Consider the following 21,730-nt stretch of genomic DNA (forward strand, 5'->3'; position numbering starts at 1 on the left):
GTAGCAGCAACTGCCGGTTTGACTCCTGAAAACGACAGTTGCTGCTACCTGGTTGGGGAGGGGAAGGTCAGCTCTCCGCGTCAGCCCGCACCTGGGCCTTGTCGTGCTCGGTATGGGCCTGGCGCAGCAGGTCCAGGAACTCGGTCTCGTTGCGGATGAGCTTCTTGTACTTCTCCGGCAGCTTGCGGATCTGATCCTCCTCGCGGCACATGTTGGCGAAGATCTTGTCCCGCTCCACCATGTCCGTCTCATAGTTGAGGTCCAGGTACTCCACGGCGTGGCGCCGGGCATTGGACACCGCGTTCTTGGCCTTGCCCTTGGGGCTGAAGATGGAGGCCAGGACGGTAACCAGCAGGACGCCCAGGATCACGCTCAGCGAAACGGTGGTGCTGACTTCCACCACGTTGACATGCTCGCCGTTGTTGATGAACGGCAGCGTGTTTTCATGCAGGGCGTGCAGGATGAGCTTCACGCCAATGAAACCCAGGATCACGGCCAGGCCGTAGGAGAGGAAGATCAGGCGGTCCAGCAGGCCGTCGATCAGGAAGTACAGCTGCCGCAGGCCCATCAAGGAGAATGCGGTGGCGGTGAACACGATAAACACGTTCTGCGTCAGGCCGAAGATCGCCGGAATCGAGTCCAGCGCGAACAGGATGTCGGTGCCGCCGATGGCCACCATCACCAGGAGCATCGGGGTAAGGACGCGCTTGCCGTTCTCAACGGTGAAGAGCTTGTCGCCGTCGTAGTGCTCCGACGCCGGCAGGAACCTCTTCGCGAGCCGCACCACCAGGCCCTCGGACTCGTCGTCGTGGGCATTGGGGCGCAGCAGGTTGCCGGCGGTGATGAGCAGGATCAGGCCGAAGATGTAGAACACCCAGGCGAAGCTGTTGATGAGGGCGGCGCCCAGGAAGATGAACGCCGTCCGGGCGAACAGTGAAAAGACGATGCCGAACAGCAGCACCTTTTGCTGGTCAGCACGGGGCACACGGAAGCTGGCCATAATGATCAGGAACACGAAAAGGTTGTCCACGGACAGCGCTTTTTCGGTGATGTAGCCGGCGAAGTACTCCGCCCCCATGGTCGGCCCGCCGAACCACAGAACCCCCAGGCCAAACAGCAGGGCGATGCCCACGTAAATGGCGGACCACGTGGCCGCTTCCCGGAGCGATGGTGTGTGCGCCTTGCGGACATGGAAGAAGTAATCGAAAGCCAGCAGGCCCACAATCCCGATGACGGTCAGGGTCCAGACAACTGAAGGTACTTCCACGCGGCAGGCCTTTCGTTGGAGTGTCCTTCCAGCCTACCTAAGCATGCTTACCTAAGCAGGCTTCAGCAGTTCATGCTTGACGACGGCGGACTGGGACAGCGTCTTGTAGCCCTCCTGTTCGAACAGGACAGTGATGATGTCGTCTTCGTGCCGCATCACCAGGCCGGGACCCCACTCCTTGTGCACCACGGCGGACTGCAGCGGGAACGGGTCGTCCGGGTCGGGAGCACCCGGCAGCGTCCCGCCGTCGTGCTTCTTCTTGCCGGCCTTCTTTCCCGCCTTCTTGCCGGCCTGTCCCTTCTTGGCCGGCCCGCCGTCGTCATGCTTCTTTGCCGCCGCAGGCTCCGGCCGGGCAGCGGCGGCAGCACAGCCGTCACAGTTGCCGCACGGCTCCGGCAGGTCCTCGCCGAAGTAGCCCAGCAGGAACTGCCGCCGGCAGCCGTCCGTTTCGGCGTAGGCGCGCATCATGGTGAGCCGGGACTGCTCCACCCGCTGCCGGGACTCGGCACGTTCGACGGCGCGTTCCACCAAAGCGGACAGCTTGGCTCTCGAGGTGAGTCGGATGCCGCGCTTGCCGGTGGTGACAGCGTCCGCCTCCTCAAGCTGGTTCACCAGCCCGGTCACGCGGCGGACAGGGACATCCAGCAGCTCGGCCAGCGATGACTTGGGGGTGGGGCCGCCGGCGTCCTTGAGTACCTTCAGCACCGCGAGCAGCCGCTCGGGGTCCGGCGTGCTGGTGGTGAAGAACTTGCGCAGGCCCAGGTCCTCGGCGCGGTAGTGCAGGACTGCTGCCGCCTTTTCCCCGTCACGCCCGGCCCGGCCGATCTCCTGGTAGTAGGCGTCCAAGGACTCGGGGATGTCGGCGTGGACCACAAACCGGACGTTGGGCTTGTCAATGCCCATGCCGAAGGCGGTGGTTGCCACCACCACGTCCAGTTGATCCGCCAGGAACTGTTCATGGATCCGTTCGCGGTCCGCGGAGGTCCGCCCTGCGTGGTAGGCCTCCGTCCGCAGCCCTTCGGCGGCGAGCTTGGCGGCGTACTTTTCGGTGTCCTTCCGGGTGGCGGCGTACAGGAGGCCCTGTCCGTCGCGGGCAAGCCCGGCCACCTGCTCCAGCAGTGCCTTCCGCTTGCCCTTGTCCTCCTGGTGGCGGACCACGTCCAAAGAGATGTTGGGCCGGTCGAAGCCGCGGACCAGCACCAGCGGGTCCTGCATCTCCAGCCGCTCCACGATCTCGTCACGGACGGGCGGGGCTGCAGTGGCGGTCAGTGCGGCGACGGGCGGGTTGCCCAGCAGCCCGCGGACGTTGCCCAGGCCGAGGTAGTCGGGGCGGAAGTCGTGGCCCCAGGAGGAGACGCAGTGCGCCTCATCCACCACGAACAGCGAAACATCAAGGGCAGCGAGCCGGTCCACCGTTTCCTGCTTGGCCAGCTGCTCGGGTGCAAGGAACACAAAGGTGGCTTTGCCCGCCTCAACCGCTTCCCACGCAGCCTCCACTTCCGAATCGGTGCGGGAGGAATTGATGGCGACGGCGGCCTGCCCGCCAAGGTCCCCCGCCAGGCCTTCGAGCTGGTCCTCCTGCAGGGCGATCAGGGGTGACACCACGACGGCGGGACGTCCCGTGGTGTTGTGCAGGTGCTGTGCCGCCACCTGGTAGATGGCGGATTTGCCGTAGCCGGTGGGCATAACGGCCAGCACATCGCGGCCAGCAACCAGGGCTTCCATTCCGGCCAGTTGGCCGGCCCGCAAAGCGGGCAGGGAGAAGGAGGAACCCGCCAGGGCGGCGAGGTCAAGATCGTCGGACATTATGGGCAGCTCCGCGCAGTTGGTCCCGCGGCCGCTTGCTTCAGCCGTGGCAACCAGCCTACGCCAGCCGTGCGCCGGCGTCGTCCTTCCCTTGACTTCCGTGACGTGACGCACAAGTGTGGAGGAAGCTGGTCCGCCGGCGGACGCCGTGGCTCATGGGGACCAGGAAGCAGCCGAGGAGTGGTCATTGTGACGCGCAAAAACCCGAAGGTCGAAGAAGCCGACGAGTCCGAACTGGAAGTGACAGGCCATCCCAAAACGTGGGCCGCGGGGGTGCCCGGCGTCTACTACTCGATGAAGCCCGCGCTTGAGCACATGGGCGTGGAGCGCTCGCGCAAGACCCTGCTGGCGCTGAACCAGAAGGACGGGTTCGACTGCATGAGCTGCGCCTGGCCAGATCCCGGCCACCGCAAGACGTTCGAATTCTGCGAAAACGGGGCCAAGGCGGTCACCTGGGAGGCCACGCCGGTGGTCATCGGCTCCGAGTTCTGGGCGGAGCATCCGGTCAGCGAGCTGCGGGAGCGCTCCGAGTACTGGCTGGGCATGCAGGGCCGCCTGACCGAACCCGTCTATAAACCGGCGGGGGAGGACCACTACCGGCCGGTCAGCTGGGAGCAGGCGTTCAGCATCATTGGAAACAAGCTCAAGTCGCTGCCGGACCCCAACCAGGCCGCGTTCTACACCAGCGGCCGGACATCCAACGAGGCTGCCTTCCTCTACCAGCTGTTCATCCGCGCCTACGGCACCAACAACCTTCCCGACTGCTCCAACATGTGCCACGAGTCGTCCGGCTGGGGCATGGGACAGACCATAGGCGTGGGCAAGGCGACGGTCAGCTACGACGATTACGCCAAGGCCGACCTGATCATCATCATGGGCCAGAACCCCGGCACCAACCACCCGCGGATGCTCACCGCACTTGAGGAGGCAAAGGAGGCCGGCTGCCAGATCGTGGCCGTCAACCCGCTGCCGGAGGCAGGCCTGATGCGGTACAAGAACCCGCAGCGGGTGAAGGGCATCATCGGGCACGGCACGGACCTGGCGGACCAGTTCCTCCAGATCCGGATCGGCGGCGACATGGCCCTGCTCCAGGCCGTTACCAAGCGGGTCCTGGACGCCGAGGCCGCGAATCCGGGCACGGTCCTGGACCACAAGTTCCTTGCCGAGTACTGCGACGGGCTGGAGGAGCTGCGCGCCCACCTGGCCCGGCTGGACGAGGCCACGGTCCTTGAGGCCACCGGCCTGCGCAGCGAGGAGATCGACGAGCTCGCCGAGCGCTACCTCGCCGCGAACAGGGTGATCATCACCTGGGCCATGGGCATCACCCAGCAGAAGAAGGGCGTGGCAACCATCAAGGAGATGATCAACCTCCTGCTGATGCGCGGCAACATCGGCCGGCCCGGTGCTGGCGCGTCGCCCATCCGCGGGCACAGCAACGTGCAGGGTGACCGGACCATGGGCATCTGGGAGCAGATGCCGCCCGCGTTCCTAAACGCGCTGGGGCGGGAGTTCGATTTCGAACCGCCCCGCGACCACGGCCTGGACGCGGTCCAGACCGTCCGGGCAATGCGCGACGGCGGCATCAAGGCTTTCATCGCGCTCGGCGGCAACTTCGTGGGCGCCATGTCAGACACCTGTGCCGCTGAGGAGGCGATGGAGAAGACGGAGCTGTCCGTCCAGATTTCCACCAAGCTCAACCACTCGCACGGGGTGACCGGCGCGGAGGCGCTGATCCTGCCCACACTGGGCCGGACGGAGATCGACAGGCAGGAATCCGGGCCGCAGTTCGTTTCGGTGGAGGACACCGTCTGTGCGGTGCATGCCTCGCACGGCACGGTGGAGCCGGTGGCGCCGGGGCTGCTGTCCGAAGTGGCCATCGTCTGCCGGATGGCCGCGGCCACCCTGGACGGCCGCACCTCTGCCGACTGGGCGGGCTTCGAGAAGGACTACGACCTGATCCGGGACCACATTTCCCATGTTGTGAACGGGTGCGAGGACTACAACCGGAAGGTCCGGCAGGAGGGCGGGTTCGTGCTGCCCAACGGACCCCGCGATTCACGCACGTTCAACACCCCCACCGGCAAGGCCATGCTGACGGTTAACGAGCTGGAGCACGTGGAGCGCCCCGCCGGCACGCTGATTCTGCAGACCCTGCGCTCGCATGACCAGTTCAACACCACCATCTACGGCCACAACGACCGGTACCGGGGGATCAAGAAGGGCCGCGAAGTGGTGTTTGTCAACCCTGCCGACCTCACGGAACTGGGGCTTGAGGACGGGCAGCACGTGGACATCCATGGGGTGTACAGCGACGGCGTGGACCGGGTGCTGCGGAACTACCGGGTGGTGTCCTACCCGTCGGCCCGTGGCTGCGCCGCCGCGTACTATCCCGAGGCCAACGTCCTGGTGCCGCTGGAAAGCGTGGCCGAGGGAAGCCAGACGCCGGCGTCCAAGGCCGTGGTGGTGCGGCTGGAGCCCGTCCCGGTCCTCGAGGAGGAACCCACGGCCTGGGGCTAAAGCCTTATTGCGCGGTGTCCGCCCAGCCGCGGCTGGCGGGACCGCCGTCCGGCCCTTGCTCACACAACTGGAACGCGACGTTTGCAGCCTTCTCCACGGCGGCGGCTGATGCTTCGCGCGTCCCGGCGCTTCCGGTCCCGGCATCGAGTCCCGCGGCGTAGCCCACAAGGAAAGTGGTTACCGGCGCGGCGGCATGGATGACATTGTCAGCTGACTTCCGCGCCAGTTCGAGCATCAGCTCATGGTCCACTTTCATGTCCAGGATCTGCAGTGCCTGCGCCAGCCGGTTGCTCCACTGGTCCAGCACCTGCGCTTCGTCGTTGTTGACTGCCATGGTCCGCTCCTTGCGTTGAATGGTTGCTCTGGGTCCTGACATCCGGTGCCGACACTACAAGGCTTCGGGGTGGAAGTCACCGGGCGGGCAAAACCCCCGTTAAAAAAAGGGTGAATTTTCCCGCCTCCCGCCTCCCGGCTCTGGAACTGCCCCCAAGGCCCGCCTAGACTGGGCGGATCCCCACGCCAGGAACCGGCCCGCTTTGGCCAGGTTGGCATCGGTGTTGATTGGAGGCGGGTCCCTGCCGGGGGTGCATCACCTACCCAGAAATCACGGCCGCCCCACCGGGCGGACTGACAACAGGAGAGCCAGATGACAGGGAACAAAGCCGTTGCCTACAAGGAACCGGGCAAGGTGGAGGTAATCGACGTCGATTACCCAACGTTCGAACTCAAGGACGGTCCAGGGGTCAACCCCGCCAACGTGGGACGGGCCGTCAACCACGGCGTGATCCTCAAGACCGTAGCCACCAATATCTGCGGATCGGACCAGCACATGGTCCGCGGGCGCACCACCGCCCCGCCCAACCTGGTGCTCGGCCACGAAATCACCGGTGAAGTGGTGGAGGTGGGCCGCGACGTCGAATTCATCAAGGTGGGCGACCTCTGCTCGGTCCCGTTCAACATTGCCTGCGGCCGCTGCCGCAACTGCAAGGAGCGCAAGACCGGCATCTGCCTGAACGTAAACCCGGACCGGCCCGGCAGCGCCTATGGTTACGTGGACATGGGCGGCTGGGTTGGCGGCCAGGCCAACTACGTGCTGGTGCCCTACGCAGACTGGAACCTGCTGAAGTTCCCGGACAAGGACAGGGCCATGGAGAAGATCCTGGACCTGGCCATGCTCTCGGACATCTTCCCCACCGGCTTCCACGGCGCGGTGACGGCGGGCGTGGGTGTCGGGTCCACCGTGTACGTGGCGGGCGCAGGTCCCGTGGGCCTCGCAGCGGCCACCAGCGCACACCTGCTGGGCGCCGCCGTCGTGATTGTTGGAGACCTGAACGAGGACCGTCTGGAACGGGCGCGCAGCTTCGGCTGTGAAACGGTGAACCTTACCAAGGGCGACCCGAAGGACCAGATCGAGCAGATCCTCGGCGTGCCCGAGGTGGACTGCGGCGTCGACGCGGTGGGCTTCGAAGCACGCGGCCACGGCAAGGACGCCTCACATGAAGCCCCGGCCACCGTGCTGAACTCCCTTATGGACATCACCGCAGCAGGCGGGGCCCTTGGTATCCCGGGCCTCTATGTCACGGGCGATCCCGGCGGCATCGACGAGGCCGCCAAGAAGGGCAGCCTGAGCCTCAGCCTTGGCACCGGCTGGGCCAAGTCCTTGAGCTTCACCACCGGCCAGTGCCCGGTGATGAAGTACAACCGGCAGCTGATGATGGCCATCCTGAATGACAAGGTGAGCATCGCCAAGAACGTGAACGCCAAGGCGATCACGCTTGAGGAAGCGCCGCAGGGCTACGCGGAGTTCGACGCCGGAGCGGCCACCAAGTACGTCCTCAACCCGAACGGGTACCTGAGCTAGGCGCAATTGCGGCGGACGGTGGGCACGCGGGGTGTCCGGTGATGCGGAAATAACGGTCCGGGGGCCGAGGTTAGGCTTTACAAAGGCCAATACCGCATCGAAGGAGATTCCCATGAGCGACATCACCGTCCGCCACAACGCCGGGCGCCAGCGTTTCGAACTCCTCGATGCCGGGAACGTGATCGGAAAGGCCGCGTACAAGGATTACGACGGCGGCGGGTCACCGGCGCGGATTTTCTACCACACCGTGGTCAACGAGGAATACGGCGGACAGGGGCTCGCTGGGCGGCTGGCTACCGTGGCGCTCGACGGAACGGCCGGTGCCGGGGTGGGAATCGTTCCGGTGTGCCCGTTCATCAAGAAGTTCCTCACCAAGCATCCCGAGTATGCCGAAAGCGTGGTGCCGGTCAAGCCGGCGCACCTGGAGTTCCTGGATTCGGCCCTGTCTGCGCGAACCCGCGCGTAGCAGCGCACCGCTTCCACTTTTCGACACGCAAATTCGTGTCCGACGCGCGCTTTACCTGGCGCACCCCAAATACGGGCGCGCCAGGTAAAGTGCGCGTCGTAAACCGATAGCGTCGCCTCCGGGTTTCGCCGTGCACCAGACTGTTACCGTGAGCAACAACTCCCGGACTGCCCTGGCCGTCGCTGGCTTAAGCCTGGGCACGGCACTGAACCCCCTCAACTCCTCCATGATCGCCGTGGCCCTGGTGGTGCTCCGTGCCGACTTCGGCCTCGACGTCGCCGCGGTCACCTGGGTGGTCACCTCCTTCTACCTCGCCTCGGCCGCGGGCCAGCCCGTGATGGGACGTCTGGCCGACCGGTTCGGGCCGCGCCGGATGTTCCAGCTGGGCATGGCACTGGTCACCGTCACCTGCGCCCTCGCCCCGCTCGCGCCCAGCTTTGCCCTGCTGTGCGTCGCCCGGGCGGTGATGGCCCTTGGCACGGCTACCGCCTACCCCAGTGCCGTGGTGATGGTGGGGGCCGTCGCGCACCGCGCCAACGTGGAACCTGCCCGGCCCCTCGGGAGGCTGCAGATGGCGAACACGTCCGCTGCCGCCGTCGGGCCCGTCGTCGGCGGACTGCTGGTGAGCCTGGTGGGCTGGGAGGCGCTGTTCCTGGTCAATGTCCCGCTGGCGCTCGCCGCGCTGCTGATGGTGCGCCGGGCGGCCCCGCCGGATGAGGCAAGGGAACGGGGCAGTGTGGCGGAACTGCTCCGGGACTCCGACATCCCCGGAATCCTCACGTTCGTCGGCGCGCTGCTGCTGGTGATGATGGCCGCGCTGGACGTCGCTCCCGGCTATCGCTGGTGGTTGCTGGCTGCAGGAACCGTGATCGCGGTCCTGTTCGCGTGGCGGGAGCTGCGCTTCAACCGGCCGTTCCTGGATTTGCGGCTGCTGGGACGCAACCGGCCGCTGATGCTGGTGTACGTCGCTTTCGCGGTGTTCAGCAGCGTCTACTACTTTGTCTTCTTTGGCCTGCCCCAGCTGCTGCAGGAGGCCGGAGGCTACGATCCCGGCGTGGTGGGGCTGCTGATGCTGCCGCTGGCCGCCATGTCCGTAGTGGCCACCCCGTGGGCGGTCAAGGCGATGGGAAGGTTCGGCGTGCGGCGGGTGCTGCTGGCCGGCGTCCTGCTGCTGACCGCCGTTGCGGCACTGATGTGGCTCCTGACCGGCACGCTGGCCATCCCGCTCGTGGTGGTCATGACGGCCCTGATGGGAGTTCCGTACGGGACCGTGGGCATCGCAACGAACCAGGGCATGTTCGTGTCCGCGCGGCCGCAGGAGCGCGGTGTTGCCGCCGGAATCTACCAGACGTGCCGATACGTCGGCGCCATCACCGCCACCGTGATGATCGGCGTCTTCGCGGCCGGCGGCGTGGGCCAGGAAAACTGGGCGCGGATGGTGCTCGCCATGCTGGTCCTGTGTGTGGTGACGTTCGGCGTGAGCCTGTTCTGGCGGCAGCACACAGTAGCCGGGCCTGCCCCTTGCGGTCGTTTCCGTGCCATGCTGGCTTGATGGGAAACATGATGACCTTGGGAAACGTCGAAACCTCATTCCAGGCCTACGTCAGCGAGCCGGCCGGAACGCCCAGGGGCGGGCTCCTGCTGATCCACGAGATCTGGGGCCTGGTGGACCACATCAAGGACGTTGCGGACCGGTACGCGGCGGAAGGCTACCTGGTGCTCGCACCGGACCTGATGGCGCAGACAGGGATGACGCCCGAGGTGGCGGATGAGGTCCTGGCGGCTTTGGCCGATCCGGACCCGGAGCAGCGCAGCAAGGTCCAGCCCAGGCTGCGTGAACTGACCTCACCGCTGCACTCGCCGGAGTTCGCCGAGCAGGCAGTGGCCGCCCTCCGTGCATGCGTCAACCACCTGGAGGGCGTGCCGGGCCTTGCCGGCCGGGTTGCCGTCACCGGGTTCTGCTTCGGCGGCGGCTACAGTTTTGAGCTTGCCACGAAGGAACCGCGGCTGCGGGCTGCCGTGCCGTTCTACGGTAGCGCTGACTTCTCAGAGGAGGAGCTGGGCCGGATCAAGTGTCCCGTCCTAGCCTTCTACGGCGACGAGGACACACCCTTGGTCACTAAACTGCCGATCCTGAAAGCCCGAATGTACGCAGCCGGAGTGGACTTCGAACCCGTGGTCTACCCGGGCACCGGCCACGCCTTCTTTAACGACAGCACCCCGGCCAGGTACAACGCGGACGCCGCGCAGGACGCGTGGAAACGCACCCTCGCCTTCCTGGAGCGAAGCCTCAACGGTTAGCCCGGGCGGGTTTATGGTGGAGGCATGGACTCTCCGAAGGTTCAGCTGTATCTGGATATCACCGCAAAGGGGCTGTGCATCCTGGGCGCTGCGCTGATGATCTTCACCCGTGGGGTGTGGTTCTACGTCGGCGTCGCAGTGGTGGTCCTGGGCGTGCTGTTCATGGGCGGCTCGCTGTTCGCCAGCCGCAAGCTGCGCGGCCGCGGCTGGGACGGCATGCGCCGGACCTAAGCTCCCGCGTCCCGCATCACTAGGTATACATCAGCGAGCCGGGCGTGGTGAGCTTTTCGCCGGTCTCCAGCCAGGTCTTGAGTCCGGAGAGGATCATCGGCCAGCCGCCGTAAAGCTGATCGTTGGCTCCCTCCCGGAGGTCGCTGTGCGTGACGGTGAGATGGCAGGAATCGCCCACCGGTTCGATCTCCCACGTGATCTTTGAGGTGCCCTCGGCCTTGACGTCCTCACCCCAAAGCGCGCGCATTGTCTGGACGAGCCGCCGGGGTGGGTCCACTTCCAAAATCTCGCCTTCACCCAGCGGTTCCTGCGCCTTGGCGTTGTTCATCACGAACTTCCCGCCGGGTGCCCAGTCCGCCTCGAAGGTGTTGCCGAACTGGTAGTTGCTGCGGATGCCGCTGTCCGTGATGGCTTCCCACAGCCGTTCCGGAGTGGTCTTGATGTAAATCTCGAAGATTTTTTCCATGGGACTTTCCAATCTGGATTTGAGGTCGCTGAGGGCAGCGGCCCATGGTTCTGCGTATTTGCTCACCCAGCGGTCGTGGACCAGCCGGATGGGTACCGGGTTCAGGAAGTGCAGCTTTTCCCGTCCCCGGCGGCGGGTCACTACCAGGCCTGCATCCTCCAGCAGGCGGAGGTGCTTGGCGATCCCGAACCGGGTCATGCTGAACCGTGCCTCAAGCGCACTGAGTGTTTGGCCGTCCTCGCGGAACAGCTCGTCGAGCAGGTCCCGGCGGGTGGGGTCGGCGAGTGCCTTGAACACGTCGTCCACGGACCAATGATAGGTGACCACAAGGTCACCTATCATTGGTTTTAGTTCCTTGAGGCGAGGTTCCGGTCGCGGTCCTCGAAGACGTCGTCGCCCGGGCCGGTGAAGGCGCGGGACCTTTCCACAGCCTCGATGGAGCCGGTGAAGAGCTGTGATTCGTGAGGGTCAGCCGGCGGACGGGCGCCGGCGGCAGCGGACGAATCCAGCCCCCGCAGCGGTGCCTTTCGCTGTGCGGGGGAGCCGGCGTCGGGCGCGGCCTGTTCCCAGCGCTGGTGGGGCAGCGCCTCCGGGTGGCCCTGCTGCAGGTACGTGATCATGGCTTCGCGGATAAGGCAGCGCAGGTCGAACAGTGCGGCGCTGTCAGCGGCACTGACCAGGATGCGGACGCGGACAAAGCCGCCGGTAGCGTCCGTGATCTGCAGGACTCCGACGCGCTCGTCCCAGAGGTCGGTGCCGGCCAGGATGCGGCGCAGTTCGGAGCGCATGTCCTCCACAGGGGCGCGCCAGTCGAGGTCGAACTCCACGGTGCCCATCACCTCGGACTGGCGGCGGGTCCAGTTCTCGAACGGGGTGGTGGTGAAGTAGGTGGAGGGCAGGATGAGGCGCCGGTCGTCCCAGACGTGGACCACCACGTAGGTGAGGGTGATCTCCTCGATCCGGCCCCACTCCTTTTGGACCACCACCACGTCGTCCACCCGGATGGCATCGGTGAAGGCCAGCTGCATGCCGGCGAAGACGTTCACCAGCGAGGTCTGCGCCGCCAGGCCGGCCACAATCGAGATCACGCCCGCGGACGCGAGGAGTCCGGCGCCGAGCGCCTGGATGGCGGGGAAGGTCAGCATCACGGACCCGACGGCGAGCACTACCACCAGTGCCACCGCGATCCGCCGTGCCAGGATCATCTGCGTCCGCAGCCGCCGCGCCCGCCGGTTGTCCGCCACGTCCACGCTGTGCCGGGCGAGGACCACCGCTTCGATAATCAGCAGCACCGCGACAGCCAGCCAGGCCAGGGCGCCGATGAGGGCGATCAGCAGGAGATGGTCGACGGCGGCGTGCCAGGTTTCGCTTCCGGCGGTCAGTCCCAGCGCGGCGCGGACGCCGATGAGGCACAGCGCCAGCTGGAGGGGCCTGCGCGCCACGCGGGACGTGGCCTGCAGTTCGGGACGCTTCCGGTTGAGCCGGAGGACAATCCTGCGGAGCAGCCAGGACAGGACCAGTCCTGCGGCTACTGCAAGGGTTACGGCAAGGAAAGGCATGGCGGGATGTAGTAAATCTGGCATCCTTAACGACTATCAAGCTGCCCCGCGGCCGCCGAAATCGCTCCGGCCCGTGGCGTGTCCGGTGCAGTTCGTGCCTTGGAAGGACCCGGCATCAGCTCCTAGGGAGCGGACTGCGGCTGCCGGGGCAGGATGTTGTGGTTCCGGCTGAAAAGGTTGTTGGGGTCGTAGCGCTGCTTCAGTTCAATGAGCCTGGCGAACTTGTCCTGTCCATAGGTCCGCCGGGCAGCTTCAGGATCCTGGCCTGATTCGCTGCCGAGGAAGTTCAGGTACTCGCCCTCCTCGGCAAAGGGCTGCATGCGCGCGTGGGCTTTCCTCGCGAACTCCGTGAGCCGGGCGTCGTCCTTCGATTCAGCCCAGAATCCGTACACATTCAGCAGGTACCGCGATGACCGGTTAGGGTAGGCGGTGGAGTCCTCCGGAACCCTGCCGAAGGCCCCCTCCAGATGGTGGATGTCGATGCCGGTACCGTGCCAGTGCACCTGTGAGGCGAAGCCGGCCACGACGTCGATGACCTCCTCGTCCAGCCGTGAGAACGAAACGTTCTTCCAGTAGCCCCGCGAGCCCGTCGGGAAGAGGCCGTCCATGGCGCTCTGCCATTCCGGCCACAAAACCGGCCCCACTTCCTCCTGGTCCGGCGGAGCCAGCTTCCGCAGCTGCTCGATCAGGTCCAGGCCGGGCTGGTGGTCGGCCCCGGCCCAGGCGCAGCCGATGATCATCCAGGGGTCCCCGCCCATGCCGAACTCCGGCGGCAGGCAAAGGAAACTGATGATCGGGTTCATCTCGTCGGGCAGGTCCGCGGTCCACCCGGCGAAGCCGGCCAGTGCCTGCTTCCAGTGGTCCGGGGTATAGAAGAGGTTGCCGCCCAGCACGGGATGCGGGAGGGGCCGCGCCCGGAACGTGTACGAGGACACCACGCCGAAGTTCCCGCCGCCGCCACGCAGGCCCCAGAACAGGTCCGGGTTCTCCTGTTCACTAACTTTCAGCTGTTCCCCGGCGGCAGTGACCACGTCCGCCGATATCAGGTTGTCGAGTGTCAGGCCGTTGCTGCGGGTCAGCCAGCCCACGCCGCCGCCCAGCGTCAGCCCGGCGATGCCGGTGGCGCTGATGACCCCGATTGGGACGGCAAGCCCATGTTCCGCGGTGGCACGGTCGACGTCCGCGAGGGTGGCACCGGGTTCCGCAGTGACCACCCGGGTGGCAGGATCCACGGTCACCTTGCGCAGCCCGCTCAGGTCCAGGACCAGGCCACCTGCCACGCTTCCGTGCCCGGCGACGTTGTGGCCACCGCCGCGTACGGCCAGCACCAGGCCCGTGTTGCGTGCTGCGTCCAAGACCGGGTCGATGTCCGTGATTGAGCCCGCGCGGGCAATGGCCCTTGGCCGGAGGTCATGCATGCCGTTCCAGATCCGGCGGGCTTCCTCATACCCCTCCCCGCCCGGCTCCAGCAGGACCCCGGTGAGCCGGTTCCGCAGGTCTTCCAACTCCTTGGCGATCCGGGCATCCGGCTCCGCCCGCTCTGATAAGTCCATGGTCTGACCTCAGCGGAATTTGCCGGATCACCACTTATCCGGCGGACTGGCACCTGAAGGATGCGCCGTAACAGCGGCGCGACGGGCAATGGCAGTCCAAGTATCTGGCGGGGCACCATCCCGGTCAAGACGCTGAAGCCCCCTAAAACCTATGGCCCCAGCGGGAGGAAGGCGAGGGCGAGGAGGGCCGGAAGGGTAGCGGCACGGGTGCCAGGAACGCTTTCCCATTTCCGGGGGTAGTGCCCCTGTAAATCAACCAGGAGCATGGTGGGCGCGGTGAGCACCATGTTGGGGCAGCAATAGACCACCAGGGTGTAGCCCACCACCAGGTGACCCACGTTGGCGGACTTTTTCCTTTTTCCGCTACTGCGGCAGGAGCTCCGGCGCCGGGATTTGCCGGCTGGTTCCATTGGGGGACGGACCTGTTTGCCTGGGCGGGCCGGCCGGACTGCCGGAACCAGGAACGCCGCCGGGCAGGGGTTCTGGAGCAGCGGTCACCGGTACGTCCGGCGTCCCTGCAGGGGAGGGCACGACGGCGGCCGGCGCGTCGGGTGCCCCGGCCGGAACCTGCGGCGCGGGCCGGGCAGGCTCCGGCGGGGTGAGCGTATGAATGATCCCGGTGATTGTCGCCGCTGCACCCGTGCGCAGGCCGTCATTGCCGGCACCGCGCCGCCGGCGACACCCAGCGAGGCAGCGACGGCGAGTGTGGTGAATACCATCCGCTTCCTGGTCCGGCGCCTCCCAAGCTCCAGCGGTGCGAGGTTTCCGGCGGCCGGACATTCCAGGAGCGCGGCCAGGGCGGGGGACGGCGGCGGGACACTGATGTTCCCTAGGCAGCGTAGTTGCAGGAGCATCCCGCGCAGTTGGGCATCGTCCGTAAACCCGCACTCGGAGAGCAACTCGTCCACGCAGCGCTCGCCGTCGGGCCTGGGTTGCTGCTGCCGGCCGGAAGAACTGGTCATGATGCGCCTTCTTTCATCGATGCACCGTCCTGTAACGAGGGGTGAAGCTTCCGCAGCCGGCAGAGGGCCCGGTGCTGCAACTGCTTGATGGCTCCGGGGGTCTTGCCCATGATCGCCGCTGTCGTCTCTACGGACAGGTCTGCCACAACCCGCAGGGCAATGACCTCCTGCTGCTCCTGCTGCAGCGTTCCAAGCATTGCTTTGACATCGTCCGACCCTTCTGCCGCGAGCAGTTGGTCCTCCGCTGAAGTGCTGCAGCGCGGGTCGGTTTCAGGGATGTAGTCCATGGTCCGGGGGCCTTTGACCCGACGGCGGTCGACATGAGACCCTCCGTTGACGAATTTATGGTTGCGATCAACTGCGGTTTTTCGCTGCGCACCTATTGAAACGAAATCCGGGTCACGGCGGTTACGGGTCTGTGAGGATTTTTTGACTAGATTGTCACTCCGTCAGTCACTCGGTGTAGAAGGCTCTACCGGGGCAGGCGTCGCCGGAACCGGCCGCGGCTCGAGCCACACCCGTTCGCGGGGTCCGGGCGGGTAGGCGTGCGTCTTGCCGGCCAGCGTGATGACAAGGGCGGCCACAACCGGAAGGGCCGCGGCGACCGGCACCAGCAACGGCCCGCCCGCCACCAGCGCGCCGGAACCATACAGCGCCCCCACGGTGATTCCCAGCTGGATGGTGAGCACCGTGAGCCCGTTGGCTGCCTCGCCGTAGTCGCCGCCGGCGCGGAGGATGGCGGACTGGTTGTAAATGCCGATCGCCCCCATGCCCGCACCCCACACCGTCATCAGCACCAGCGCCACCACGAGGTTTCCCACCGCGAGAGGCAACAAGGCCATCGACGCGGCGATTGCCGCCGTCGTGATCAGCAGTGAACGCCGCGGGTGCGTGTCCACGGTGAGTCCCGCAATCCAGATGCCCAGGAGGCCGGAAGCGCCGAGCACGGTGAGGGAAAGGCTGGTGGCGTAGTCCGGCAGCGCGGCCTCGCGGATGAACGGGGCGATGTACGTGAACAGCGCGAAGTGGGCCAGGATCAGCAGCGGCCACCCGATGGCAACGGACTTTACCCCCGGCTGGGCTATGGCCCGCCGCAACGACGGGTTGGCGGCGTCCGAGATGCGCTGCACCCGCGGCAGCAGGAAGAAGGCGAGGACTGTCAGGAGCAGCCCGAACCCGGCCACCACCAGGAACGCGGCACGCCAGCCGAGGAAACCGCCAAGTGCCGTACCCACCGGCGCGCCAATGGCAAGGCCGAGGCTGTTGCCGCTGAAGACGATCGCCAGGGCCTTGCCCACCTTGTCCGCCGGAACCACCCTGGTGACGAACGGAGCCATGGTGGTCCACAGCAGGCCATGCGCCAGGCCGCCCACCAGCCGGGCAATCATGGCGGCGGTGAAGTCCGGCGCCAGGCCCACCATGGCATTGCTGAGCGCAAAGGTCAGGACCAGCCCCACCAGCAGCGCATGCCGGGGAACCCTCGCCAGCAGCCGGGCGGCCGGGACCACGGTGACCACAATGACGGCGGCGTATGCGGCGGCAAGGTAGCCGGCCACCGGCTCGGACACGTTCAGGCCGGTGCTGATCTGCGGCAACAGTCCGGACGGCAGGAGCTCGGTGGTGATGGCGGTAAACGCAATCGTGGCCAGGACGGCCATTGCGGCATAGGGGAAGCGGGCAGGGGCAGGCGCGGACGTCGCGGAAGACATGGGGGATTGGTCCAATTCAGGGGGAGGGGTGGAACGCTGCTCGCTGGCCGGCAATTCCTCCCTTAAATTTACAGGATGGGACCGGTTGTCACAGACATGACACCGCGCGGGAAAGCTACCTCCCGGCGCCTTCCGCCAGCCCCATGAACATGGTCCGGTGCAGGATATCCACGTGCCGGCGGGCCACCTCCACGGCCGTCCCGGTATCCCCTTCCCGCAGGGCCTTGACGAGCTCGATGTGGTCCTGGTTGGACTTGTGCAGCAGGTCGATGGGGTAGGGGATGAAGTAGTCGTACAGCTCGGCGAGGGTCTGGTGGTACACCTCGACGGCGGTCCCCAGCCCGGAGGACGATCCGACCAACTGGTGGAACCGCTCGTCGGACTGGTGGTAGTCGGACCAGTTGGCGGCGGCGGCCATGTCCCGGGTCAGCCGTTCCAGTTCGTCCAGCTGGCCGGCGGTGGCGTTGACAGCGGCGTAGTGGGTCACGGCGCACTCAAAGAGCAGCCGCCGGTCCACCAGCCGGTTCACCGCCCGGGACTCCGCGGGCGACGCCGAGAGTTCGGCGAGGACGTCCCGCGGCGGCTCATCGGCCACGAACGTTCCGCCGACCCTGCCGCGGCGGCGAACCAGCACGCCCTGCTCGGCCAGGCTGGCGAGGGCGCGACGGGCGGTGATGGGGCTGACCGACAGGCCCAGCGCCACGTCCTCCTGGTCAGGCAGCTTCTCGCCCGGCTTCAGCAGTCCCAGCGAGATGGCCATCCCGATCCGCAGCCTGACGGCGTCAATGGCGCTGCGGCGGTCCATGCCGCTGAGCACGGTGGCGCCGATGGCGGAGGTTTCCTCCACGGAAGGGGTCATAACCGCTACTTTACGGGCCATATCCCCCCTTCCGTTTATTTGATCATTCTGATCTAATATAGTGCAGATCACAGCCCCCTTCCATGGAGGAACCATGCAACGCGTCCTTCCCCTTGTCGCCGCCCAGGCCCCGCCGCGGCTTATCGGTGAGCCCCTTTCGGCGTTCGCGGCCGAGGTCCAGGCAGCCCTGGACACCAAGCCCGGAACCAGGATGGTGGTGTTTCCCGAGCTCCACCTCTTTGGTGACTCCTACCCCGACCAGCAGCGGGCCGAGGTGCTGCAGTCCTCGGCCGAACCGCTGGACGGGCCGCGGGTCAAGGAACTGCGGGAGCTTGCCGCGGACCTTGGCATCTGGCTGGTCCCCGGCAGCGTTTGCGAGCGCGGGCCCGAGGGACAGCTGTTCAACACCCAGCTGGTCCTGTCGCCGGAAGGTGGGCTGGCCGGCTACTACCGGAAGATCTTCCCGTGGCGGCCCTTTGAGCCCTACGATCCCGGCGACCGGTTCACCACGGTGGACCTGCCCGGCACCGGACGGGTGGGCCTGAACATCTGCTACGACGCCTGGTACCCGGAGGTGTCCCGCCAGCTTGCGTGGATGGGCGCCGACGTCATCCTGAACGTCGTCAAGACCACCACCCCGGACCGCAGGCAGGAGCTGGTCCTGGCCAAGGCAAACGCCATCGTGAACCAGGTGTTCGTGGTCAGCGTCAACTGCGCCGGCCCCACCGGCATGGGCCGCAGCATCATCGTGGACCCGGAGGGGAACACCCTCGCCGAGGCACCGGACGACGCCCCGGTGCTGCTTCCCGCGGACCTGGACCTTTCCGCCGTCGAACGCGTCCGCACCCACGGCACGGAGAACCTCAACCGGCCCTGGTCCCAATTCCGGGAGGGCGAGGCCGCTGTCGAACTTCCCGTTTACCAAGGCCGGATCAACCCGGCCACCTGGACACCGCCGTCCTACAAGCCCTAAGGAACCCTTCGTGACAACACAACTCACCCGCACCCTGAAGCTGCCGTCCCTGGTGCTGTTCGGACTGGCCTACCTGACGCCGCTGATCGTCCTGGCCATCTTCGGCCTCATCGCCGAAACCACCGGCGGAGCCACTCCGTCCGCCTACCTCGTGGCCATGCTGGCCATGCTGTTCACCGCGCACAGCTACGGCCGGATGGCCATCGCGTACCCGGTGGCCGGCTCCGCCTACACCTACGTCCGCCGGGCCATCGACTCCCGCGTGGGGTTCATGGTGGGCTGGGCGGTCCTGCTGGACTATCTCTTCCTGCCCATGGTCATCTGGCTGATCGGCGGCTCCTACCTGAACGCCCAGTTCCCCGGCGTGCCCATCGGCGTGTGGATCGTCGGCTTCATCCTCATCACCACGGTCCTGAACATCCTGGGCATCAAGGTGGCGGACAAGGCCAACTACCTGCTGATGGCGTTCCAGATGCTGGTCATCGTGTTCTTTGTGGCGCTGGCCACCGGCAACGTAATGTCTTCCTCCGGCGCCGGGGGACTGGCAGCAAGCCACCCGTTCTTCAACGACGCCTCCAGCTTCGCCACCATCTCGGCCGGAGCCGCCATTGCCGCCTACTCATTCCTGGGCTTCGACGCCGTCACCACCCTTACCGAGGAAACGGTGAACCCGCGACGGAACGTGCCGCGCGCCATCATGCTCATCGCCCTGATCGGCGGCGGCATTTTCGTGGCTGTCTCCTACGTGACGCAGCTGGTCCACCCCGGCGGGGTGTTCGAGGACTCCGCGTCCGCTGCCAGCTCCATCGCCGTGCAGATCGGCGGGCAGCTTTTCGGTGCCGTGTTCCTGGCCGGCCTGGTGGTGGCGCAGTTCGCCTCCGGCCTCGCCGCCCAGGCCAGTGCCTCCCGGCTGCTGTACGCGATGGGCCGTGACTCCGTCCTGCCCAGGGCCGTCTTCGGAAAACTGGACCCGAAGTTCCACACCCCGGTGCTCAACCTCATCATCACCGGCGCGGTGGGGCTGATCGCGCTGTTCCTGGATGTGGCCACCTCGACGTCGTTCATCAACTTCGGTGCCTTCACGGCCTTCACCCTGGTGAACATCGCGGTAATCTGCCACTTCCTGCGGCAGCGCCGCGCCGGCATCAGCCTGAACCCGGTGTCCTACGTGGTGGTTCCCGCCATCGGCGCCGTGGTCTGCGCCTACCTGCTCTCCCGGCTGGACAGCAACGCGATTACGCTGGGAGTTTCCTGGCTGGTGCTGGGCGCAGTGGTCCTGGCCCTGATCACCCGCGGGTTCAAGGCCTCGCCGCCGGAGATGACGGCCACGGAGAAGGCCTACGGTGGAGGCGGCGGCCTAGCAGCGCCGGCGGGAGTGCAACGGAAGGACATTCGTGAAGATAGCGCTCGGGCAGCTGGCCTCCGGCAGCGACATCGCCGCGAACCTCGCGGCGATCGAGAAGTACGCCGCAGCTGCTGCCGGTGACGGCGCCCAACTTGTGGCCTTCCCGGAATACGCCACCTACGAAAAGAAGGTGGTGGACGCCTCCTTCCCGGCCGTCGCCGAACCGCTGGACGGGGAGGTCTGCCGGGCCCTGGCAGCCACCGCCGCCCGCCACAGCATCGCGCTGGTGGCGGGCGTGCTGGAAACGTCGCCCGAACCGGGCAAGGCGTACAACACGCTGGCGGCATTCGGGCCCGACGGCGGCCGGCTGGCTTCCTACCGCAAGATCCACCTTTTCGACGCGCAGGGTTTCGACGAGTCCCGGTTCATCACTCCGGGTCCGTCCCTGGAACCGGTGGTCTTCGAGACGGGCGGGATAACGTTCGGCCTTCTCACCTGCTATGACCTCCGGTTCCCCGAGCTGGCCCGGGCGCTGGCCGACGCCGGCGCCCAGGTCCTGCTGGTTCCTTCGTCCTGGGTGCCGGGCACGCACAAGACCGGGCAGTGGCTGGCCCTCAACGCTGCAAGGGCCATCGAGAACAGCGTGTACGTTGCAGGAATATGCCAGGCGCCGCCGGTGTCCGTGGGCCGGAGCCTGCTGGTGGACCCGATGGGGGCCACCGAGGAGGACCTTGGCCTGGAGCCCGGCGTCCGGACCGTGGAGGTCTCGCTGGGCACCCTTGCCCGGGTCCGTGAGCAGTTCCCGATGTTCCGGCAGCGCCGGCTGTAACGGCTGCGCGTGCTGGAGTCGGTAGATTGAGCTAAACGCCACCGGCAGTGGGACCGGGCATCGAGGCAGGAGAAGGCAATGAATGATCTGCATTACGGGGTAGCCGCGTGACGGCGCGGCTGCGGGTGTGCCTGCCCAGCCGGGAACTGGTGGAAGCGCTGGAGCCGATTGACGGCGTCGAATTTGTCCTGTGGGACTTCACCGGTCCGGCGCCCGCGGGTCGGGTGGATCTGCTGGTGCCCGGCTACATGGGCAAGCCCTCCGCGTTGTCCGCGCTTGCGGGCATGGACATCGGTTTGGTCCAGAGCCAGTCCATCGGGTACGACGGCGTCGCATCAGTGCTGCCCGACGGCCTGGTCTTTGCCAACGCGGCGGGAGTCCATGAGACGTCGACGGCGGAGCTCGCCGTGGGCATGATGATCGCCTCCCAGCGCGGGATCCCGGACTTCGTCCGGAACCAGGCTTCCGGCGTGTGGGACAACACCCAGCGGCCCAGCCTCGCGGACCGCAGCGTCTTGCTGGTGGGGTACGGCGGAGTGGGCAAGGCCATCGAGGCCCGGCTGCTGCCGTTCGAAACCGAGGTCACCCGCATGGGCAGCCGCCAGCGCGAGGACGCCAACGGCACCGTCTATGGCATCGATTCCCTCTATAAGCAGCTGCCGCGGCACGAGATCGTGGTGGTCAGCGTGCCCCTGAACGAGCAAACGGAGAAGCTGGTGGACGCCAAGTTCCTGGCCGCGATGCCGGACGGGGCGCTGCTGGTGAACGTTGCCCGCGGCCAGGTGGCCGACACGGATGCCCTGCTGGCCGAGACCTCGTCGGGAAGGCTCCGCGCCGCGTTCGATGTCACGGACCCGGAGCCGCTGCCGGCCGACCACCCGCTCTGGACCACCCCTGGCGTGCTGATCACCCCGCATGTTGGCGGTGCCAGTTCCGCCATGTTCCCGCGTATGGTCCGGCTCATCAGGAAACAGATCGGGCTGCTGCTGGAGGGCAAGGACCCCGTCAACGTGGTGCTGGGCTGAT

Annotated in this window: 21 protein-coding genes; 10 read left to right on the forward strand and 11 right to left on the reverse strand. The window is 66.6% G+C overall.

Translation table 11 applies throughout. The features are described from left to right. Positions 1-67 precede the first annotated feature (67 nt). Together ACLH0K_RS04675 and ACLH0K_RS04680 are read right to left on the reverse strand one after the other, a co-directional pair. Positions 68-1,267: a TerC family protein gene (locus tag ACLH0K_RS04675; protein WP_411375671.1), complete on the reverse strand. Its 1,200-nt coding sequence runs from the start codon at positions 1,265-1,267 to the stop codon at positions 68-70. Between the two features lie 51 nt (positions 1,268-1,318). Further along, positions 1,319-3,073, reverse strand: a complete 1,755-nt coding sequence (locus tag ACLH0K_RS04680) for a RecQ family ATP-dependent DNA helicase (RefSeq protein WP_411375672.1) — start codon at positions 3,071-3,073, stop codon at positions 1,319-1,321. Between the two features lie 189 nt (positions 3,074-3,262). Here ACLH0K_RS04680 and ACLH0K_RS04685 point away from each other — a divergent pair, with 189 nt between their 5' ends. Next, positions 3,263-5,590: an FdhF/YdeP family oxidoreductase gene (locus ACLH0K_RS04685; RefSeq protein WP_411375673.1), complete on the forward strand. Its 2,328-nt coding sequence runs from the start codon at positions 3,263-3,265 to the stop codon at positions 5,588-5,590. 4 nt (positions 5,591-5,594) lie between these two features. Here ACLH0K_RS04685 and ACLH0K_RS04690 read toward each other — a convergent pair whose 3' ends face one another. Continuing rightward, positions 5,595-5,924 carry a DUF6457 domain-containing protein gene (locus ACLH0K_RS04690; RefSeq protein WP_411375674.1) on the reverse strand — a complete coding sequence of 110 codons (330 nt, stop codon included), beginning with the start codon at positions 5,922-5,924 and terminating at the stop codon, positions 5,595-5,597. A 312-nt stretch (positions 5,925-6,236) separates the two neighbouring features. Here ACLH0K_RS04690 and fdhA point away from each other — a divergent pair, with 312 nt between their 5' ends. From fdhA to ACLH0K_RS04715, 5 genes are all read left to right on the forward strand, one after another. Then, a complete protein-coding gene (gene fdhA, locus ACLH0K_RS04695; protein ID WP_411375675.1) occupies positions 6,237-7,451 on the forward strand; it encodes a formaldehyde dehydrogenase, glutathione-independent in 1,215 nt (404 codons plus the stop codon). Positions 7,452-7,563: 112 nt separating this feature from the next. Then, complete coding sequence (locus ACLH0K_RS04700) at positions 7,564-7,917, forward strand: GNAT family N-acetyltransferase (RefSeq protein WP_411375676.1); 354 nt, start codon at positions 7,564-7,566, stop codon at positions 7,915-7,917. Positions 7,918-8,065: 148 nt separating this feature from the next. Beyond that, a complete protein-coding gene (locus ACLH0K_RS04705; RefSeq protein WP_411375677.1) occupies positions 8,066-9,469 on the forward strand; it encodes an MFS transporter in 1,404 nt (467 codons plus the stop codon). Continuing rightward, positions 9,469-10,218, forward strand: a complete 750-nt coding sequence (locus ACLH0K_RS04710; protein ID WP_411375678.1) for a dienelactone hydrolase family protein — start codon at positions 9,469-9,471, stop codon at positions 10,216-10,218. The genes ACLH0K_RS04705 and ACLH0K_RS04710 overlap by 1 nt, the downstream gene beginning before the upstream one ends. 24 nt (positions 10,219-10,242) lie before the next feature. Continuing rightward, positions 10,243-10,449, forward strand: coding sequence for a hypothetical protein (locus tag ACLH0K_RS04715; RefSeq protein WP_411375679.1), 207 nt, complete (start codon positions 10,243-10,245; stop codon positions 10,447-10,449). 19 nt (positions 10,450-10,468) lie between these two features. On the opposite strand, the gene ACLH0K_RS04720 is transcribed toward ACLH0K_RS04715, so the two are convergent. The 8 genes from ACLH0K_RS04720 to ACLH0K_RS04755 form a co-directional block, all read right to left on the reverse strand. Beyond that, entirely contained in the window at positions 10,469-11,221 is a 753-nt protein-coding gene (locus ACLH0K_RS04720) for an ArsR/SmtB family transcription factor (protein ID WP_411376405.1), read from the reverse strand. A 41-nt stretch (positions 11,222-11,262) separates the two neighbouring features. After that, complete coding sequence (locus tag ACLH0K_RS04725; RefSeq protein ID WP_411375680.1) at positions 11,263-12,474, reverse strand: mechanosensitive ion channel family protein; 1,212 nt, start codon at positions 12,472-12,474, stop codon at positions 11,263-11,265. A gap of 122 nt (positions 12,475-12,596) precedes the next feature. Further along, the gene (locus ACLH0K_RS04730) at positions 12,597-14,027 is read right to left on the reverse strand and encodes an FAD-binding oxidoreductase (protein WP_411375681.1); all 1,431 of its coding nucleotides are present in this window, start codon (positions 14,025-14,027) and stop codon (positions 12,597-12,599) included. A 149-nt stretch (positions 14,028-14,176) separates the two neighbouring features. Next, the gene (locus tag ACLH0K_RS04735) at positions 14,177-14,365 is read right to left on the reverse strand and encodes a hypothetical protein (RefSeq protein WP_411375682.1); all 189 of its coding nucleotides are present in this window, start codon (positions 14,363-14,365) and stop codon (positions 14,177-14,179) included. 156 nt (positions 14,366-14,521) lie between these two features. Then, complete coding sequence (locus ACLH0K_RS04740; protein ID WP_411375683.1) at positions 14,522-14,989, reverse strand: hypothetical protein; 468 nt, start codon at positions 14,987-14,989, stop codon at positions 14,522-14,524. Further along, a complete protein-coding gene (locus tag ACLH0K_RS04745) occupies positions 14,986-15,276 on the reverse strand; it encodes a sigma factor-like helix-turn-helix DNA-binding protein (protein ID WP_411375684.1) in 291 nt (96 codons plus the stop codon). The genes ACLH0K_RS04740 and ACLH0K_RS04745 overlap by 4 nt, the downstream gene beginning before the upstream one ends. A 162-nt stretch (positions 15,277-15,438) precedes the next feature. Beyond that, entirely contained in the window at positions 15,439-16,698 is a 1,260-nt protein-coding gene (locus tag ACLH0K_RS04750) for an MFS transporter (protein WP_411375685.1), read from the reverse strand. Between the two features lie 115 nt (positions 16,699-16,813). Continuing rightward, positions 16,814-17,557, reverse strand: a complete 744-nt coding sequence (locus ACLH0K_RS04755) for a FadR/GntR family transcriptional regulator (RefSeq protein WP_411375686.1) — start codon at positions 17,555-17,557, stop codon at positions 16,814-16,816. Between the two features lie 94 nt (positions 17,558-17,651). Between ACLH0K_RS04755 and ACLH0K_RS04760 the strand changes: the two genes are divergently transcribed. From ACLH0K_RS04760 to ACLH0K_RS04775, 4 genes are all read left to right on the forward strand, one after another. Then, positions 17,652-18,530 (forward strand): carbon-nitrogen hydrolase family protein, encoded by an 879-nt coding sequence (locus ACLH0K_RS04760; RefSeq protein ID WP_411375687.1) that lies wholly within the window; start codon positions 17,652-17,654, stop codon positions 18,528-18,530. A gap of 10 nt (positions 18,531-18,540) precedes the next feature. Further along, complete coding sequence (locus ACLH0K_RS04765; RefSeq protein WP_411375688.1) at positions 18,541-20,016, forward strand: APC family permease; 1,476 nt, start codon at positions 18,541-18,543, stop codon at positions 20,014-20,016. Continuing rightward, complete coding sequence (locus tag ACLH0K_RS04770) at positions 19,925-20,704, forward strand: carbon-nitrogen hydrolase family protein (RefSeq protein ID WP_411375689.1); 780 nt, start codon at positions 19,925-19,927, stop codon at positions 20,702-20,704. Before ACLH0K_RS04765 ends, ACLH0K_RS04770 begins: the two co-directional genes overlap by 92 nt. A 107-nt stretch (positions 20,705-20,811) precedes the next feature. Further along, positions 20,812-21,729, forward strand: coding sequence for a 2-hydroxyacid dehydrogenase (locus ACLH0K_RS04775; RefSeq protein ID WP_411375690.1), 918 nt, complete (start codon positions 20,812-20,814; stop codon positions 21,727-21,729). The last annotated feature ends 1 nt before the right edge of the window (position 21,730 follow it).

The organism is Arthrobacter sp. MPF02 (genome assembly GCF_046605375.1).
GTDB lineage: Bacteria > Actinomycetota > Actinomycetes > Actinomycetales > Micrococcaceae > Arthrobacter.